The sequence below is a fragment of the uncultured Maribacter sp. genome (genome assembly GCF_947500405.1).
GTDB lineage: Bacteria > Bacteroidota > Bacteroidia > Flavobacteriales > Flavobacteriaceae > Maribacter_B.
In genome coordinates this window covers 329,210-347,313 of record NZ_CANMRY010000002.1, presented here as the reverse complement: position 1 = coordinate 347,313, position 18,104 = coordinate 329,210, and the positions used below count along the sequence as shown (strand labels likewise).

Genomic DNA, 18,104 nt, shown 5'->3' with positions numbered 1-18,104 from the left:
AATACTAACAAAATATGGCAAACTTAAAAGAAATACGTAATAGAATAGCATCGGTATCCTCTACCATGCAAATTACTAGTGCCATGAAAATGGTGTCTGCTGCAAAGCTAAAAAAAGCACAGGATGCTATAACAGCAATGCGACCTTATGCAGATAAACTTACAGAGCTTTTACAAAGTTTAAGTGCAAGTTTAGATGCGGATTCTGTAAGTACCTATGCAGATAATAGAGATGTTAACAAGGTGTTGGTTGTAGCCATTACATCTAACAGAGGTTTATGTGGTGCTTTTAATACTAATGTTCTTAAGCAATGTTTCTCTTTATTGGAAAACACATACGCTGGAAAGCAAGTAGATTTTGTTGCAATAGGGAAAAAATCTAATGACATTCTTTCTAAGAAACATAATGTAATTGCAAATCATAGTGCTGTTTTTGATGACTTAACTTTTAATAATGTAGCTGCAATAGCAGAAGAGTTAATGCTTCTTTTCACAGAAGGGAAATATGATAAAATTGAAATCGTTTATAACAAATTTAAGAATGCAGCAACGCAAATTGTTATGACCGAGCAATTTTTACCAATTGTACCAATAGAAGGAGAGTCTAATTCAAATGTAGATTATATTTTTGAACCTTCTAAACTAGAGATTGTTGAGGAGCTTATACCAAAATCTTTAAAGACACAATTGTTTAAAGGTATTCGCGATTCTTTTGCTAGTGAACATGGTGCTCGTATGACTGCTATGCATAAAGCAACAGATAACGCCACAGAATTAAGAGATCAATTAAAACTTACCTATAATAAAGCAAGACAAGCTGCAATTACTAATGAAATATTAGAAATTGTTGGTGGTGCAGAAGCTTTAAATAGTTAGAATTGTTTTCAAGTAAATATATACGTTATAAAGCTCTACTTTTAAGTAGAGCTTTTTTGTTGCCTAAGTTTAAATACCTATTTTTAAACTCTAATTTCTAGACTATTGAATCCGTTAAAAAAACTTTTTAAGCAGACTTTTGTATATGGTCTTGCTACGGTATTGCCTAGAATGCTCTCCTTTATTTTAGTGCCTTTATATACTTCGGTAATGGCACCTGGTTTATATGGTAAAGTAAGTGTAATATTTGCTTGGTTTGCAATATTTAATGTGGTTTTAGCTTACGGTATGGAAACTGCTTTTTTTAGGTTTTATAGTAAATCTAATGAAAAAAATACAGTAGTATCTACCTCTTTAATATCTATAGTAATTACAACTGCTGTATTTGTTTGTATTGCTTTTTTGTTTTTTGGTTCTTTATCTCAATTCTTAGAAATAGACAAAAAGTATTTAGGATATGTAATTAGTATTTTAGCATTAGATGCAATAGTTGTAATTCCGTTTGCTTGGTTACGAGCAAATGAGAAACCTATGAAATATGCAATTATTAAGATATTAAATGTAGGTATCAATCTTGGCCTTAATGTATTATTTTTACTACTGCTCCCAATGCTTTTTAATGAAAATCCAGATGGTATTTTATCAAATCTATATAAATCAAATTTTCAGATTTCGTATATTTTTATTTCTAATGTAATAGCAAGTGGCATTACATTTTTATTGATGAGTGAATTGTATAGAAAAACAAAATGGGTTTTTGATAAAGTACTATGGAATTCTATGATGAAATATGCAATGCCAGTTATGGTAGCCGGAATTGCTTTTAGTATAAATGAAGTGTTTGATCGTGTTTTATTAGAAAAACTACTACCCGAAGATGTGTCAGAAACTAAAGTAGGAATGTATTCGGCATGTTATAAAATAGCATTATTTATGACACTATTTGCTACAGCATTTCGTATGGGAATAGAACCATTTTTCTTTAGCCATTCTACCTCAGAAAACCCACAAAAGGCCTATGCCCAGATTACCAATTATTTTGTGGTTTTAGGAAGTGTAATTTTATTGTCTGTAGTAGTTTATGCAGATGTTCTAAAAACTATTATTGTACGTGATCCTGCGTATTGGGAAGCAATGTCTATTGTGCCAATTATTGTACTTGCTAGTTTCTTTTTAGGAATATACCACAACTTATCTGTTTGGTATAAAGTAACGGATCGCACAAAGTTTGGTGCTTACATATCTATAATCGGTGCAATCTTAACTATTGTTATTAATATAGTTTTTATAAAATATTTTGAATACATGGCTTCTGCAGTAGCAACTTTAGTTGCCTATGGCACTATGATGTTCCTTTCGTTTTATTTTGGAAGAAAATATTACCCTATTCCGTATAACTTTAGAAAAATAGGATTTTATTTAGCACTATCTATTAGCTTCTCTGCAATTGCTTTTTATGGGTTTAATAGAAACTTAATTGTTGGAAATATACTTTTAGCTATATTTTTAGTACTACTATATAAATTAGAAAATGATAACCTTAGAAAGGTATTTTTAAAAAATGGAAATAAAAATAATTAATAAATCGTCTCACGATTTACCGCATTACGAAACTGGCGCATCTGCTGGTATGGATTTAAGAGCTAATATTCAAGAAGCTATTACATTAGAACCAATGGGAAGAACCATTGTAAAAACAGGATTATTTATAGAGCTTCCTGTTGGTTTTGAGGCACAAGTAAGACCAAGAAGTGGCTTAGCTGCTAAAAAAGGCATTACCGTGCTTAATGCACCTGGTACTATAGATGCAGATTACCGTGGAGAAATAGGAGTAATATTAGTTAATTTATCTAACGACGCATTTGTAATAGAAAACGGAGAGCGTATTGCACAATTGGTAATAGCTAAACATGAAAGAGCAGAGTGGGTTTCTGTTAACGAGTTATCTTCAACAGCTAGAGGCGAAGGCGGATTTGGTAGCACTGGCGTAAAATAAATATAAGATTAGCTTAAAGCTAAACCCTAATAATTAAGATATTTTTACGTTGTACTAGGCGTAAAGAGATTTCTGCCTTTGCAGGAATTAAGTTTAACCATTAATAGATATCCGCCTCGCGGAAAATAAGTATGAAAATAATAGTTCCAATGGCGGGTAGAGGCTCGCGACTAAGACCACATTCTTTAACCGTTCCTAAACCATTAATTCCGGTTGCAGGAAAACCAATAGTGAATCGTTTAGTTAGTGATATTGCTAAAGTTTTAAAACAACAAATTGAAGAAATTGCTTTTGTTTTAGGTGATCCAGCTTGGTTTGGTGATGATGTAATTGCTAGTTTAAAAGAATTAGCAGAAAGCTTAGGAGCAAAAGCATCTATCTACAGGCAAGATAAACCATTAGGAACAGGACATGCAATTATGTGTGCAGAACCTTCTTTATCTGGCCCAGCAGTAATTGCGTATGCAGATACTTTAATTAGAGCAGAGTTTGATTTAGACCCAACAGCAGATAGTGTTATTTGGACTAAGAAAGTAGAAAACCCAGAAGCATATGGCGTTGTTAAACTTAATGATAAAAATGAAATTGTAGAGCTTGTAGAAAAGCCAGAATTTTTTGTTAGCGACCAAGCAGTAATTGGTATATACTACTTTAAAGATGTTGCAGTTTTAAAAGGAAAATTACAAGAAATTTTAGATGAGAATATTATGAACGGCGGAGAATATCAAATAAATGATGGTATTAAACGCATGATGGCTGATGGGAAGATTTTTAAAACAGGTACTGTTGATGAATGGATGGATTGTGGTAATAAAAAAATTACGATAGAAACTAACCAAAGAATGTTAGGCTTTTTAGAGGCAGACGGAGAAGAATTAATCTCTAACTCTGTACAATTAGAAAACGCAAATATTATAGAACCTTGTTATATAGGTAAAAATGTAGTTTTAAAAGACACCACAGTTGGGCCTTTTGTTTCTATTGGGGATAATTCTGTAATAGAAAACTCTACAATTAAAAATAGTTTAATACAAACAAACACTACGATTACTAATGCAAATTTAGATAATGCTATGATTGGTAACCATGCTAAATTTAATGGTAATTTTGAAAGTATTAGTATCGGAGATTATTCTGTCTTGGAATAGTTTTTGCAGTTTAAATCCTATCTAAATATTTTAAGATGGGATTTAAACTTTTTTGTTTTTTAGTTCCTGTTAATTCCTTGTTATAGTAAGCCCATCTTTTTAGAAATATTCAAGTTTTATACTAATTTAGTAGCTTACAAGGATTAAAAACTCTTCTCTTTGCTAAAAAACATTCCAATGAAAATTAGAAATCGTTTAAAAATTGTGTTGCATTTAGCATGTTTCTTACTGTTTATTTCTGTGTTAGCTCAAGAAGATAAAATAGACATTGAAGAAAGTGCAGCAGTTTTTCTAGAAGCCTATTCTGACGATTTTCAAGAAGAGTTTTTTGAAGGATTAAAGCAAAAAGGGATAGAAAATTATGATAAAGCAATTAACCACTTTCTAAAATGCAAGTCTAAAGAGCCTAATAATACAGTTGTGAGCCATGAGCTAGCAAAAGTTTATTTGTTAGACAAACAATACATAAATGCTAAAAATTATGCATTAGAAGCGTTAAATAACGAGCCAGAGAATATGTGGTATCTAAATACGCTAGTTAAAGCCTTGCAATTACAGGGAAATTCTTTAAATAATATTACTAAAGAGGTTCCATATAGTAATTTAAAACTTAGAGAAAACCTAAGTTATATTTATTATAAGCAGGCAAATTATAAGGAAGCATTAGCGGTTTTAGAAGAACTAAAAAGAACAGATAAGACACAAGTATTATATTCTAAAATTAAAGACGATTTAAAAAAACAAGAATCAGAAATAACAACAGTTTCCTATTCTACTTCTAATACTATTACAAAAACTTCAAATAATAGAGACAACGCTGCGCAATCCTATAAAACAAGACTTCAGGGTTTAATACGTATAGAAGCTTATGCATTGGTAAAGCAAATTTCTAAAGAAGCGCTAGAGCAATATCCTTTGCAGCCTTATTTTTACTATGCACAAGGGTTAGCTTTAAATCAAAACAAAAAATATAGAGAAGCCCTCACTACTTTAGAAGCTTCTTTAGATTATTTAATAGAGGATATTTCACTAGCAAACAAAATTTATAAAGAAATGGCAAATGCCTATACAGGATTACACCAAACTTCTAGAGCAAATATGTATCTTCGTAAGATAAAACCTGGTTTTTAAAGTATGATGCATTCCACAAAACAATTTATTAAATATGCTATATTAAGTATTGGTTTTCTATTTGTTTCTTCCTGTAAAACCAATAAAGTAGTTATAGATGGTGGTATAAATGAAAATCTTTCTGCTAAGGCTATTATAAAAACACATTACCAAAACCATTTAGATTTTAATACGTTAAGCGGAAAAATGAAAATTAACTATTCAGACGGGGAATCTTCCCAAGGAGTATCGGTTAGTTTGCGTATGCAAAAGGACAAGGCCATTTGGATGAGTGCTCCATTAGGCATGGTAAAAGTATATATTACACCAAATAGAGTATCTTTCTATAACAAATTGCAGAATGAGTATTTTGATGGTAATTTTTCTTATTTAAGCAACTTATTGGGAACTGAATTAAATTTTGAAAAAGTACAAGATTTACTCCTTGGGCAAGCAATTTTTGATTTGCGCAAGGAAAAATACAATGCTTCTATAGCAGCTAAAAACTACCAGTTAAAACCACGTAAAACAGGAGAATTATTTAAAACCCTTTTTACAATAGAACCCACTAATTTTAAAATAGCTACGCAACAACTCTCACAACCTTTAAAGAAAAGAGTATTAGAGATTGATTATAAAAATTATCAAAAAATAGAAAATAAGGTGTTTCCAAATACGGTAGTTATTACTGCAATAGATAAGGAAATAACCAATACTATAAATTTAGAATATAGGAATATGGAGTTTAATAAAAATCTGAATTTTCCATATAAAATACCAAAAGGTTTTGATGAGATTGTATTAAAGAATAATGGAAAATAAATTCTTTTTAAAACTAATTTTAGTTGTTATAATAACTGTTAGTTCAGTTACCATAACTTATGGGCAAACTAATGAACAAAAATCTTTAGAAGCAAAAAGAGAAAAACTACAAAAAGAGATATTAGATATAAATAGATTGCTTTTTGCTGAGAAAAAAGAAAAAGGGAATGTCTTGGACCAGATGGAAGCTTTGGATAAAAAAATAAGCGTTCGCCAGCAACTAATACGTGTTACAAACCAGCAATCTAACTTACTAAATCGCAAGATTAACGCTAATATTAGAAGCATTTCTAAACTAAATAAAGAATTAAAAGAGGTTAAGGATGCTTATGCTTCAATGATTCAGAAGTCCTATCAAAATAAATCCCAACAAAGTAGAATATTGTTTTTGTTGTCTTCTACTAATTTTTATCAAGCTTTTAAGCGTTTACAGTATATGCAACAGTATACAGAATACCGTAAAGAACAAGGGTTGCAAATAGCTGCTAAAACTGAAGAATTGGCATTGCTGAATAAAGATCTAAATGAAGAGCGAAAGGTAAAAGAAGTTTTAATTGCTCAAAACAGAAAAGCTAAAAACAAACTTTTTGGAGAAATAAAAGCGCAGAAAGAACTTCTTAGTAGTATTAGAAAAAATGAAAGTAAGTATACTAGTGTTATAAATAAGAAGAAAAAAGAAGCCCGTAAGATAGATAAACAAATAGAAAGCTTAATACGTAAAGCTATTCTTGCGTCTAATAAAAAAATAGGAAAAAAAGCAAAGAGCTCTTCTGCTAAATTTGTACTAACACCAGAAGCAACTACGGTTGCTAATAATTTTTCTGCAAATAAAGGAAAACTTATTTGGCCTGTAGAGAAAGGAATTAAAAGTCAAGGTTTTGGAATTTATAAAGATGCAGTATACCCTGGTATAAAACACCAAAGTAATGGTGTAATTATAGCTACAGATGAAGGGGCTAAAGCAAGGTCCATTTTTGAAGGAGAAGTTATTGCAATACTTGCGGTTCCTGGTGGTAATAAAGGAGTACAAATAAAACATGGTAATTTTATAAGTACGTATTATAATTTGTCGGAATTATATGTAAAAAAGGGCGATAAGGTAACTGCAAAACAAGAACTTGGCAGTATTTATACTAATCGGTCAAATGGGCAAACACGTCTTAAATTTTACCTATACCAAGATACCGCTAGGTTAAACCCAGAGGAGTGGGTGTATCAATTATAAGTCTCTTTATTTCGTAATTTTTATTTTCTTTTTACGACTACCTAATTCCTAAGTAAAGTATAAAGAATTATGAAAAGCATAAAACTCCATATAGTAAATCATAAAGGTTTTAAATTACAAGCACATCTTGAATTACCTGCAAACCAAAAACCTAGTAATTATGCCATTTTTGCACATTGCTTTTCTTGTAATAGTACGTTAAGTGCGGTAAAGAATATTAGTAGAGCTTTAACCAATCAGGGTTTTGGTGTTATTCGGTTCGATTTTACGGGCTTGGGTAGGAGCGAAGGAGATTTTGCCGACAGTCATTTTTCTGCAAATGTAGAAGACCTCTTAGCTGTAAATTCTTTTATAACAAAGGAGTACAAGGAGCCAAGTTTACTAGTTGGTCATTCTTTGGGAGGTGCAGCAGTACTTGTTGCGGCAAGCAAATTAGAAAATATTAAAGCAGTAGCTACTATTGGTGCGCCTGCAACTGTGGAGCATGTAACTCATTTATTTTCTCATGATCCAGAAGAAATTAAAGAAAAGGGAGAGGTTAAAGTACATATAGGAGGAAGGCCTTTTATTATTAATCAGGAGTTTGTAGATAACTTTAAAAAAACAAATTTACCAGAAATAACAAAAAATTTACGCAAGCCTATTTTGGTAATGCATTCTCCTACAGATACTATAGTTGGAGTAGATAATGCACAGCAAATTTATCATAATGCACGCCATCCTAAAAGTTTTATTAGCTTAGACGGTGCAGACCATTTATTAACAAATACTAAAGATAGTTTGTATGTTGGTAGTATAATTGGTACATGGGCGCAACGTTATTTTCCTGTAAAAGAAAATGAAATGATTTCTACAGAAGGAGAACAGCTTGTTGGGTATTTAAATTTGATAGAAGATAATTTTACAACTTCTATTCAAACAAAAAAACATTCTTTTATTGCAGATGAGCCAGAGAGTGTTGGTGGGGACGATTTTGGTCCATCTCCATACGATTTTCTAAGTGCTGGTTTGGCTGCTTGTACGGTTATGACATTAAAAATGTATGCTGAGCGTAAGAAATGGGATTTACAGGAAGTGTTTGTTTACATTACTTATTCTAAAAAACATAGTGATGATTTAGGAATAGCGTTAGATAAACCTACACGTTTTGATTATTTGGAAAAGAAACTAAAGTTTGTTGGTAATTTAGAGGAAACTCAAATTCTTAGGCTAAAAGAAATTGCTGCCAAATGTCCAGTACATAAAACACTGCAAAATGAAGTTATTATAAACACTACAGTTTTAGGATAACTAAAATTATGCGTCCATAAACAAAGCTCTAAGCTCTGTAGCTTCTTTTGGCTTCATTTTACCTGCTAGCACAAGGCTAAGTTGTTTTCTTCGTAAAGCACCATTAAAACGCTCCTTTTCAAGTTCTGTTTCTGGAATAAGTTGGGGTACTTTAGTAGGCTTTCCTGTTTCGTCAACAGCAACAAAAGTATAAATAGCTTCATTAGCTTTTATTCGTGTACCATTAGAACGGTCTTCTAGCCAAACATCTATGTAAACTTCCATAGATGTAGTAAATGCTCTAGAAACCTTAGCTTCTATTGCTAAAATACTTCCCAAAGGAACTGATTTGTTAAAAGCAACATGGTTCACAGACGCAGTTACTGTTACATGACCACTATGACGTCCGGCAGCAATACTTGCCGCTCTATCCATACGGGCTAGTAATTCGCCACCAAATAAATTATTTAAGGCGTTCGTTTCACTTGGGAGAACCATATCTGTATTATAAGTGATGGATGCGCTAGGTGTTTTTGTTTGCATGTATTTTTTTTATAAAGATACAGTCTTCTAATGAGCTTGCATATTAATTTTTATAACCAAAATAGGTTTTAAAAAGCTGATTTTGTTTGTAAAAAAGAAAGAATTGTTACTATCTAGCAGAAAATAACCAAGCATCTTTAGAGTGGCTACGCTTTACTTGTTTTAATGTTTCTAAAGCTTTTTCTGTATCTGTAAAATGATCATAAGATACCATGTGTAGACCATGTGTATTTGTGCCAAAATAAGAAGCATTATAACCACGTCTTTTTAGCTGTCTTATTTTTTTCTCTGCATTAGTTTTGTATCTAAATGCACCAGCAACTATATAATGTACCGTTTGGTTTTTGTCAGAATCACCATGTATAGCATTCTTAATAGCAGTAGTTGCATTTAAGGTAATAGAAGGCAACTCTAGTGGAGAAGATTCAAAAAATGTAGCTTCTTGTATGTGTTTAGAAACTCTTTCTTGTGCTTCTTGTTGTACTAATTGTTTCGTAGTTTCAGATTGTTTGTACCCTCTATAAGCGGTTAATCCTGTAGATAATGCAAGTAAAAATATTGCAGCATATTTTAAATATGGTCTAAAAGAAGTTGTTTCTCTTTTTTCAGGAGTAATAATAAAAGGAATAGTCTCTTCTAACAGCTCTACCTCTTCTTTTAAAACCTCTCTTGTTATAGATGCAGAGTTAAAAGATGTAAGACCAAAAGAACTAGTTAAATAATTTACTTTCTCTAATGGTTTAAATTGAATTTTTTCTTCAGTGTTTAAAGTTAGTTCACCAATATTTTCAAGGAAAAGTGTCTTGTTATTTGTAAGCTCTTCTGTCCATTCTGTAACTACAGCTTCAATTTTAGTAAGAACAGCTTCGTATGTAGATTTTTCCACCTCAGCAATGTATGAAACCAATAAACCATCATTAGTGGTTAACTGTCTATTAAATGAAATCTCTTTAGTTGGCGGATAAAAAGTATTACTTTCCTCTACCAATTTGGCATTTCTTTTTTGAGTTAAAAAAGCTCCAAAATTTGGAACTGCCACACAGTTATACCTGTATAATAAATCGCTTATATAGTGTTCTAATACCATCCCTACAAAGATTGTAAAAAAATAGATTTATGGAAACTCTTCTCATAACTTTTTATTAACATTATATTTTCGGTATTTTGTGAATAACTAACCATTAATTATAAATGACTACAACTGAATTAATTGCGGTCTTAAGATTGCAAAGAGTGCCCAATATTGGAGACATCACAGCCAAAAAATTAATTGCGCATTGCGAGAGTCCAGAGGCCATTTTTGAAGAAAAATTGCAAAATTTACTAAAAATTGATGGTGTAGGTACGCATACATTAAAGGGTATATTTGATGCAGAACACTTGGAAGCTGCAGAGGATGAAATGGCGTATATAAAGCGCAACAATCTGGAATATAGCTATTTTATGAACCCCGATTATCCTTCCTATTTAAAACACTGTATAGATAGCCCAATTCTTTTATTTAAAAGAGGAAAAATAGACCTTGAAAACAAAAAAATCATTAGCGTAGTTGGCACAAGAAATATTACTAGTTATGGTACCGCTTTTTGCGAAGAGTTTATAGAAAAAATTGCGCCATTAGATCCTATAATTGTTAGCGGGTTTGCTTATGGAGTAGATATTTGTGTACAAAAAGAAGCAGTAAAACACGGTTTACAAACTATTGGTTGTTTAGCGCATGGACTAAATCAAATTTACCCAAAAAAGCATGCTAGTTTTGCTCCTGAGGTAGAAAAAAATGGCGGGTTCTTAACAGAGTTTTGGAGTAGTAGCAATCCTGAAAGAGAGAATTTTTTAAAAAGAAATAGAATAATTGCTGGTATGACAGAGGCTACAGTTGTAATAGAATCTGCAGAAAAAGGGGGTAGTTTAGTTACTGCAGATATTGCTCATAGTTATAATAGAGATGTTTTTGCAGTTCCAGGAAGAGCAAAAGATAAATATAGCTTGGGCTGTAATAACCTTATAAAACAACAAAAGGCACATATGTTAACCTCTGCCGAAGATTTAATTTATTTATTAGATTGGGAGGTAGAGCAAAAGCCTACGCCAATGGTACAAAAACAGCTTTTTGTAGAATTAGAAGATAAAGAACAAGCAATTTATAACTACTTACAAAAGGAAGGAAAACAACTTTTAGATACTATAGCACTGCAATGCAACATTCCTGTGTATAGAGCATCCTCTACATTACTAAATATGGAAATGAAAGGAGTTATTAGGCCGCTACCAGGAAAACTATTTGAGGCTATTTAGATTTTTACAAACTAAACAGTCTTTTATATCTCACCTTAGTGGTATTCTGATGCTTTTAGGTGCTTTATATGGATAAACAACGACAGAAAATCTAGTATCTTCTTTAAAATAGTATTCTACCTACTTTTTAAAACAAACTATTAGGTTTGTTTTGCTTTTTTATTAAATATATGTCAGTAGTATTTTCTGCTTTTTAATTTTAACTATTTTCGCATCAAAATAAACTATAAAAATGAAGAATTTTATCCTTGTTGCTATATTACTACTTGTGGGTAGCAATAGTTATGGCCAAAAAAAGAAAGATTTAATTGCTGAAGTTGCAAAGTTAAAGATAGAAGCTAGTGATTTAAAATCTCAACTTCAAGAAATTAAAAAATCTAAGAGTGTAAATTTAGAAGATAGCCTTCATAAGTTTAGTTATGCTTTTGGAGTAGAAATAGGTTCTAACTTAAAAGCTTTGGGGATAGATTCTTTAGCGTATACTATTTTTGCTGTAGCGTTAGAAGATGCCATTAACGGAAAAGAAAAAATAGCTTCACATGAAGCCCGTTCTGAAGTACAAAATACTATTCAGGAAATACAAGAAAGGAAAGCAAAAGAATTAAGTAAGGCAGGAGAGCTTTTTTTAGCTGAAAATGCTAAAAGAACAGGAATAGTTACTACGGAAAGTGGCTTACAATATGAAGTTATTAAAGAAGGCAGTGGAGCAAAACCTGTAGCTACAGATAAAGTTAAGGTACATTACGAAGGTAAATTAATAGACGGTAAAGTTTTTGATAGTTCTATAGAAAGAGGAGAACCAGTTGTTTTTGGGGTATCGCAAGTTATACCAGGATGGACAGAGGCTTTACAATTAATGCCAGCGGGCTCTAAATGGAAAGTATTTATTCCGCAAGATATTGCATATGGGCAAAGAGGAGCTGGAGCTTCTATACCTCCTTATTCTGCTTTAATTTTTGATATAGAGTTAATTTCTATTGAAAAGTAAACTACCTCCGGGCAAGCCCACGAGGCATTAGAAGGAAAATTAGCATTGATTTCGACGCAAGCGTCGGAGCATTTAAATCTCGATTATCGAGTAAAAAACGGATTAAGAGTAAGGGCAAGTCTAGTAGCCTAGTTTTGTTCTTACTCTTTTTAAAACACCATCTGCAACCTTGCTAGCCTTTTCTGCTCCAATTGCAAGTGCATCATCTATCTCATTAAGATTGTTCATGTAGTAATCAAACTTTTCACGAGCTTCTCCAAATGTATCTAGAATAACTTCATATAAGGCTTGCTTTGCATGACCGTAACCGTAGTTCCCGTTTAGGTAGTTGGCACGCATTTCTGCAATTTGTTCCTCGTTAGCCAAGATTTTATAAAGTGCAAATACATTATCGGTATCAGGATCTTTTGGGTCTTCCATAGGGGTGCTATCCGTTTGGATGCCCATAATTTGTTTACGTAACTTTTTATCTGTCTGGAATAAGTTAATTAAGTTGCCTTTACTTTTACTCATTTTAGCACCATCTGTTCCAGGAATGTACATGGTTTCCTCTTGTACTTTGGCATCGGGTAAAACAAAAGTTTCTCCTAATTTTGCATGGAATCTAGAAGCAACATCACGGGTCATTTCAATATGTTGTAATTGGTCTTTACCTACGGGAACAATCTCGGCATCATACAAAAGAATATCTGCAGCCATAAGCATTGGGTACGTAAATAAACCTGCGTTTACATCATCTAAACGGTCTGCTTTGTCTTTAAAAGAATGCGCAAGAGTTAATCTTTGGTATGGAAAAAAACAGCTTAAATACCAAGAAAGCTCTGTGGTTTGGGGAACATCACTTTGTCTATAAAAAACGGTATTACTAATATCTAAACCAAATGCTAACCAAGTTGCAGCAACCGCATAGGTGTTGTTACGTAACTCTTCTCCATTTTTTATTTGGGTAAGAGAGTGCATATCTGCAATAAAAAGAAAAGACTCATTTTTAGAATCGTTTGCCATTTTAATTGCGGGCATAATAGCGCCTAAAATGTTTCCTAAATGTGGTGTTCCTGTACTTTGTATTCCTGTTAAAATTCTAGACATAGCATTATCTGCAAAAGCAGGGCATATTATTAATAAGTTAAACGTAAGGCAAAGGTAATTTTTTTAATAGAATAGCTCATTACAATTATGTATTTTTGGTTTTATATGATTGTTTTTAAATATATATTTTGGCTTCTATATCGTATTTGGTTTTATGTTTTAGTAGCCATACCAATATTTTTATTTTTTCCTTTCTTACTATTATTTTCTCTTAAAGAAAAGTGGTATCCTCAGTTTTTTTGGTTGGCAAGAAATTTATGGGCAATACCTATTTTATATGGTATGGGTTGCCCTCCAAGAGTAAAGAAACAACAAAAAATAAAAAAAGGGAAAAGTTATATGCTGGTTGCAAACCATACCAGTATGTTAGATATAATGCTTATGCTTTATGTGAGTAAAAACCCTTTTGTTTTTGTTGGTAAAAAGGAATTAGTTAAAATACCTGTATTTGGGTTTTTCTATAAGCGAGTATGCATTTTAGTAGATCGGGAGAGTACTAAAAGTAGAACAGGAGTGTATAGAAGAGCGCAAAGAAGATTAGAGCAAGGATTAAGTATTTGCATTTTTCCTGAAGGCGGAGTCCCAGAAGAACATATTGTATTAGATAGTTTTAAGGATGGTGCTTTTAAAATGGCAATTGCGCATAAAATTCCTATTATTCCCATGACATTTTACGATAATAAAAAAAGATTCTCTTTCACTTTTTTTAGTGGTTTTCCAGGGATCACTAAAGCAAAGATTCATTCTTTTTTTGAAACGGCAATATTGGTTGAAGAAGATAAAATTACGCTGCGAGAAGAGGTTAGAGACGTAATTTATAAAGAGTTGGTAAAAGCTGAAATTAGCTAAATAATATTACTTTAGTTAAGAATAGTTAGGTTTTGTTAAGGTAAACCTTTGGATTAAAATGGATAAAACACATTTTTTAAATAGCATTTTTAAAACGGAGAATTTTAGCGCAGAGGAGCTAAAGTTAATAATAGCGCAATTTGAAGAAGTAGATTTTAATAAGAACGAGTATTTAATTGAAAAAGGGAAAGTAGCAAATTATTATTACTTTTTAGAATCGGGATTTTTACGCTCCTTTACCATAGATACAGAGGGGAATGATATTACAACCAAATTCTTTTCTGTAAATGATATTGTGATAGATTGGCATTCTTATTTCTTAAAAAAGCCATGTAAAGAGTCTATCAAGACTATAACAGAAGGAAAATGTTGGAAAATTAGCTTTTCTAATTTCATGAAATTATTTAATATAGAAGCTTTTAGAGAGGTAGGAAGAACAAGGCTAATAAAGAATTATTTTGAGTTAAAAAATCATTCTATATCCGTAATTGCAGATCAAGCAAAGGATAGATATTTAAATTTAATAAAAGAAAAGCCCTCTATAATTCAAAATGTGCCTTTAAAACATATTGCCACTTATTTAGGCATTACAGATACATCTTTAAGTAGAATCAGAAAAGAAATTACTTTATAACACAAGCCTATGTTTTCTTATCAAATCCCAATATTTTTTTCTATTCTTTTTTTGCTGGCATTTCTATTTCCTATACTAATGGTAGCTCGTTTAGCAAAAAAAGGAAAGATTAAAAATGGCTTTTGGTTGGTTCTGGGCTTTTACATTATTTATTTAATTATAGTTTCAGTAGCTAGTATTAATGGCTTTTTTGATACTGTAATGTTACCTCCAAAAATTGTAGTTACCACAACACTGCCATTAGCAGTATTTGTAACAATAATCTTTAGCACCAAAATATGTAAAAAGGCAAATGCAATTTTAAAACTAGAGTACTTAGTTAAGATTCACATATTTCGTTTAATAGGAGTAACTTTTATTATTCTATATCTTTATGATTTATTACCACCAGTTTTTGCTTTATGTGCTGGTATAGGAGATTTACTTACTGCAATCTCAAGTGTTTTTGTTGCCAAAGCCATCAGAAATAATAAAAGTTATGCCAGAAAGCTTACTTTAATTTGGAATACGTTTGGTCTGGTAGATATTATAATTACATCTGCTATGGCTATTATTTTTACTAAAATTAGTATGGATAATACTGTACAGGGTGTAGAGTTTTTGGTGGAATTTCCTTTTTGCTTTATTCCAGCCTTTGCACCACCAACTATTATTTTTCTTCATCTTTTGGTTTTTCGCAAATTGTCTTGGCTTAAAAAAGCCTAATTTTTATTTCTTGTCATAGGCAAAGTTTTTTGTCTTTTTCCTCTTCTACTTTTGGAGTATTGTTTAACTCTTTAAAATAAAAGAAATGAAAGTAGAGAAAAAATTTATGATGTTATTTAGGTACACTCCTAATCCTGATTACAAACCAACACTACAAGAAATGGAACAAATGAGACAAGATTGGGGAGGCTTTATTGGTAATATAGCAATGAAAGAAAAATTAGATAGCACTTACCAATTAGGTTTTGAAGGAAAACAAATAGCCGCTAATTCATCTGTCTTAGATGGAATTCTAATTTCCGATAACAAAACAATTAGTGGAAATATGATTGTTAACGCAAATTCTTTAGAGGAAGCGGTTGAGATGGCTAAAGACAGTCCAATTTTAAAAATGGGAGGTTCTGTTGAGGTTCGTAATATTATACCAATGGATAATTAATATAATTTTTTAAAAATGAAAAAAATGATACTACTAATAATTGCCGCAGCATTAGTCCTGTTTTTAGGCATTGGATTTTATAATGCAAACAAATTGCAGCATATTCATATTCAAAAAACAGTACATATTCAATCTGATATACAAACTACTTTTGATAATGTAGCTTACTTGAAAAACTTTACTAAATGGTCACCGTTCTATGAGGCTGATCCAGTTCAAAAAACAAGTATTAAAGGCCCTGATGGGCAGGTTGGAGCACAATTTCATTGGGAGGGTAATAAAGGAAAAGACTTGGGTTACCAAGAAACAAAGGAAATTAAACCATTAAAGTATATAAGAATGGAATGTAATATTCAAAAACCATTTAAGGCAAATCCAACTTTTGAATATTCTTTTATACAAACTGGGACTTTAATTAAAGTAACACAAGATTTTAAACTAAAATCGAGCTTTATAGATTCTTTCTTTATGTGGCTTTTTAGAGCAAAAAAAGATATGGAAAAAATGAACGGAAGAGGAATGGAGCTATTAAAAAAAGTTTCTGAAAAGTAATAATATGCTACAATAAAGCGACTTTTGTAGTATTAATAAAGTCGCTTTATTTAAAATTTAAAAATTAATCCACTATACACACCAATAGAGTAAGGGTTAAATGTTCCTTGCGTATTAGAAAATGTATTTAATTGGTATTTAAACATGGGTTCTACGTTTATTTTTACTTTAGGAGAAAATTTATAATTTAATCCAACTCCTATATTGGTACTAAAGTTTACCGAGTTAATATTGTTTGCCTCTCCTAGCTCCGTAGTTATATCTTGAGAAGATAAAAGAATAGAATTATCTATTAAGAATAAAGAACTTAAGCCCCCAATAAAATTTACACCAAATTTAGTATCTAATATAGTATAATTAAGTTCTAAAGGCACCTCTATATAGCCAAATTGTTGCGACATAGAACCTTCTTTAGCAGGACTTTTAGCAGAAGCGTCTGAAGCAAAACTTTCTTTAGGAGAACTGCTAAGAGTACTATTTGTGTCTGTGCTTAATACTTCTAAACTTGAAGAACTAGTATTATAACTAATAGTATTAATTCTGCTTATTGCGCTATTAAAGTTTGAAGAAAAAAGCACATTATTAGTGTTGTAAGAATAATCAACTTTATGAACCCCAGAACGTATACTTAACTTTTTGCTTACCTCATAAGCCACGGAAAGCCCATAACTTAAGTTAGTGCTTCCAGATTTGGAGTTAGACACAAACATGGCGTCTACAGGAGAACCGTCTCCGAGAGCATTAAAATAAACAGGAGCTACATTAGGTCCTGCGGACCATCTTTTAGTCGGAGTTTTATTTGCTAATGCTTCTTTTTCTTCTTCTTGCTCTTTAATTTCTTCAAAAATAGATTTTTTGGTTTCTTTTTCTTCAGAAGCCAGTTCGTCCTCTTTAGTCTCTTCCGTTATAATAGCTTCTTGACGGTTATTTGTAGAAGTATTTAAATCCTTTTTGGAAGGATTAACTTCTGCAAGATTGTTAATATTCTTTGTTTCTATAGTAGAAGAAGCCTCTTTTTCTTTCTTGGTTTCGGCAATTAAATTGTCTTTAGAGGTGGTTTTTTTTCTACTTACGAATGCATTGGCAATATGCTTATTTGTATTGCTATTGCCATTGTTTTTAAGAATATTATTTTTTGAAACTGTAGTTATGCTATTTTCTTCTTCGGAAGGACTATTACTAGGCGTTTCTATAATTTTTGTTATCGTATTAATTTCTTCTTTTAAGATTAAAGTATTCTCTTCTTCTTGGACATTTTTTTTGTCTTTATTAGAATTTGATGTTTCTGTTACAACAGAAGAAGGTATGGTTTGGTTGTTGCTAAAAGGATTAATTAAGAAGAAACCCAAAGCAATTATTGCTGCTACGCCACCTAATTTCCACCATAGTGGAATAACTCTTCGTTTTTTCTCTTTTTCATTTAAAGAGGCCTCTATAGATTGCCAGACTTTTTCGTCTGGCAGCTCCTGGAAGCCTTTAAACTTTTCTTGGAAAAGTTTGTCTAATTTTATTTTACTCATCTTTATATTATCTTATGTCTTATTGTGTGCTGGTTTAGGCAAACA

General features: G+C 31.6%; 19 protein-coding genes. 15 read left to right on the top strand and 4 right to left on the bottom strand.

All coding sequences use genetic code 11. The features are described from left to right. The first annotated feature begins 14 nt into the window (after positions 1–14). From atpG to Q0945_RS03710, 8 genes are all read left to right on the top strand, one after another. Positions 15–875, top strand: a complete 861-nt coding sequence (gene atpG / locus Q0945_RS03745) for an ATP synthase F1 subunit gamma (RefSeq protein ID WP_299430915.1) — start codon at positions 15–17, stop codon at positions 873–875. A 105-nt stretch (positions 876–980) separates the two neighbouring features. Further along, on the top strand, positions 981–2,456 hold the full coding sequence (locus tag Q0945_RS03740) for an oligosaccharide flippase family protein (RefSeq protein WP_299430913.1): 1,476 nt from the start codon (positions 981–983) through the stop codon (positions 2,454–2,456). Then, positions 2,437–2,871, top strand: a complete 435-nt coding sequence (gene dut / locus Q0945_RS03735; protein WP_299430911.1) for a dUTP diphosphatase — start codon at positions 2,437–2,439, stop codon at positions 2,869–2,871. Before Q0945_RS03740 ends, dut begins: the two co-directional genes overlap by 20 nt. Before the next feature lie 131 nt (positions 2,872–3,002). Next, positions 3,003–4,019, top strand: a complete 1,017-nt coding sequence (locus Q0945_RS03730) for a sugar phosphate nucleotidyltransferase (protein ID WP_299430909.1) — start codon at positions 3,003–3,005, stop codon at positions 4,017–4,019. A 177-nt stretch (positions 4,020–4,196) separates the two neighbouring features. Next, on the top strand, positions 4,197–5,150 hold the full coding sequence (locus Q0945_RS03725; protein ID WP_299430907.1) for a hypothetical protein: 954 nt from the start codon (positions 4,197–4,199) through the stop codon (positions 5,148–5,150). Positions 5,151–5,153: 3 nt separating this feature from the next. Beyond that, entirely contained in the window at positions 5,154–5,951 is a 798-nt protein-coding gene (locus Q0945_RS03720) for a DUF4292 domain-containing protein (RefSeq protein ID WP_366135760.1), read from the top strand. Then, positions 5,941–7,176: a peptidoglycan DD-metalloendopeptidase family protein gene (locus tag Q0945_RS03715; protein WP_299430905.1), complete on the top strand. Its 1,236-nt coding sequence runs from the start codon at positions 5,941–5,943 to the stop codon at positions 7,174–7,176. Before Q0945_RS03720 ends, Q0945_RS03715 begins: the two co-directional genes overlap by 11 nt. Positions 7,177–7,245: 69 nt before the next feature. Then, positions 7,246–8,466: a bifunctional alpha/beta hydrolase/OsmC family protein gene (locus Q0945_RS03710; RefSeq protein ID WP_299430903.1), complete on the top strand. Its 1,221-nt coding sequence runs from the start codon at positions 7,246–7,248 to the stop codon at positions 8,464–8,466. Positions 8,467–8,472: 6 nt separating this feature from the next. Here the strand turns inward: Q0945_RS03710 and Q0945_RS03705 are convergent, their stop codons facing one another. Continuing rightward, positions 8,473–8,988: an acyl-CoA thioesterase gene (locus tag Q0945_RS03705; RefSeq protein WP_299430901.1), complete on the bottom strand. Its 516-nt coding sequence runs from the start codon at positions 8,986–8,988 to the stop codon at positions 8,473–8,475. Between the two features lie 109 nt (positions 8,989–9,097). After that, entirely contained in the window at positions 9,098–10,075 is a 978-nt protein-coding gene (locus tag Q0945_RS03700; protein WP_299430899.1) for an SPOR domain-containing protein, read from the bottom strand. A gap of 104 nt (positions 10,076–10,179) precedes the next feature. Here Q0945_RS03700 and dprA point away from each other — a divergent pair, with 104 nt between their 5' ends. Then, a complete protein-coding gene (dprA, locus tag Q0945_RS03695) occupies positions 10,180–11,283 on the top strand; it encodes a DNA-processing protein DprA (RefSeq protein WP_299430897.1) in 1,104 nt (367 codons plus the stop codon). 232 nt (positions 11,284–11,515) lie between these two features. Beyond that, on the top strand, positions 11,516–12,271 hold the full coding sequence (locus Q0945_RS03690) for an FKBP-type peptidyl-prolyl cis-trans isomerase (RefSeq protein ID WP_299430895.1): 756 nt from the start codon (positions 11,516–11,518) through the stop codon (positions 12,269–12,271). Between the two features lie 120 nt (positions 12,272–12,391). On the opposite strand, the gene trpS is transcribed toward Q0945_RS03690, so the two are convergent. Then, positions 12,392–13,360, bottom strand: coding sequence for a tryptophan--tRNA ligase (trpS, locus tag Q0945_RS03685; protein ID WP_299430893.1), 969 nt, complete (start codon positions 13,358–13,360; stop codon positions 12,392–12,394). A gap of 105 nt (positions 13,361–13,465) precedes the next feature. Between trpS and Q0945_RS03680 the strand changes: the two genes are divergently transcribed. The 5 genes from Q0945_RS03680 to Q0945_RS03660 all read left to right on the top strand — a co-directional run bounded on the left by Q0945_RS03680 (position 13,466) and on the right by Q0945_RS03660 (position 16,539). Beyond that, positions 13,466–14,209, top strand: coding sequence for a lysophospholipid acyltransferase family protein (locus tag Q0945_RS03680; RefSeq protein WP_299430891.1), 744 nt, complete (start codon positions 13,466–13,468; stop codon positions 14,207–14,209). 58 nt (positions 14,210–14,267) lie between these two features. After that, on the top strand, positions 14,268–14,843 hold the full coding sequence (locus Q0945_RS03675) for a Crp/Fnr family transcriptional regulator (protein WP_299430889.1): 576 nt from the start codon (positions 14,268–14,270) through the stop codon (positions 14,841–14,843). A 9-nt stretch (positions 14,844–14,852) separates the two neighbouring features. Beyond that, on the top strand, positions 14,853–15,548 hold the full coding sequence (locus Q0945_RS03670; protein ID WP_299430887.1) for a hypothetical protein: 696 nt from the start codon (positions 14,853–14,855) through the stop codon (positions 15,546–15,548). A gap of 85 nt (positions 15,549–15,633) precedes the next feature. Then, entirely contained in the window at positions 15,634–15,987 is a 354-nt protein-coding gene (locus Q0945_RS03665; RefSeq protein WP_299430885.1) for a YciI family protein, read from the top strand. A 24-nt stretch (positions 15,988–16,011) separates the two neighbouring features. Further along, on the top strand, positions 16,012–16,539 hold the full coding sequence (locus tag Q0945_RS03660; protein WP_299430883.1) for a hypothetical protein: 528 nt from the start codon (positions 16,012–16,014) through the stop codon (positions 16,537–16,539). 50 nt (positions 16,540–16,589) lie between these two features. Here the strand turns inward: Q0945_RS03660 and Q0945_RS03655 are convergent, their stop codons facing one another. Next, the gene (locus Q0945_RS03655) at positions 16,590–18,059 is read right to left on the bottom strand and encodes a hypothetical protein (RefSeq protein ID WP_299430881.1); all 1,470 of its coding nucleotides are present in this window, start codon (positions 18,057–18,059) and stop codon (positions 16,590–16,592) included. Positions 18,060–18,104 lie beyond the last annotated feature (45 nt).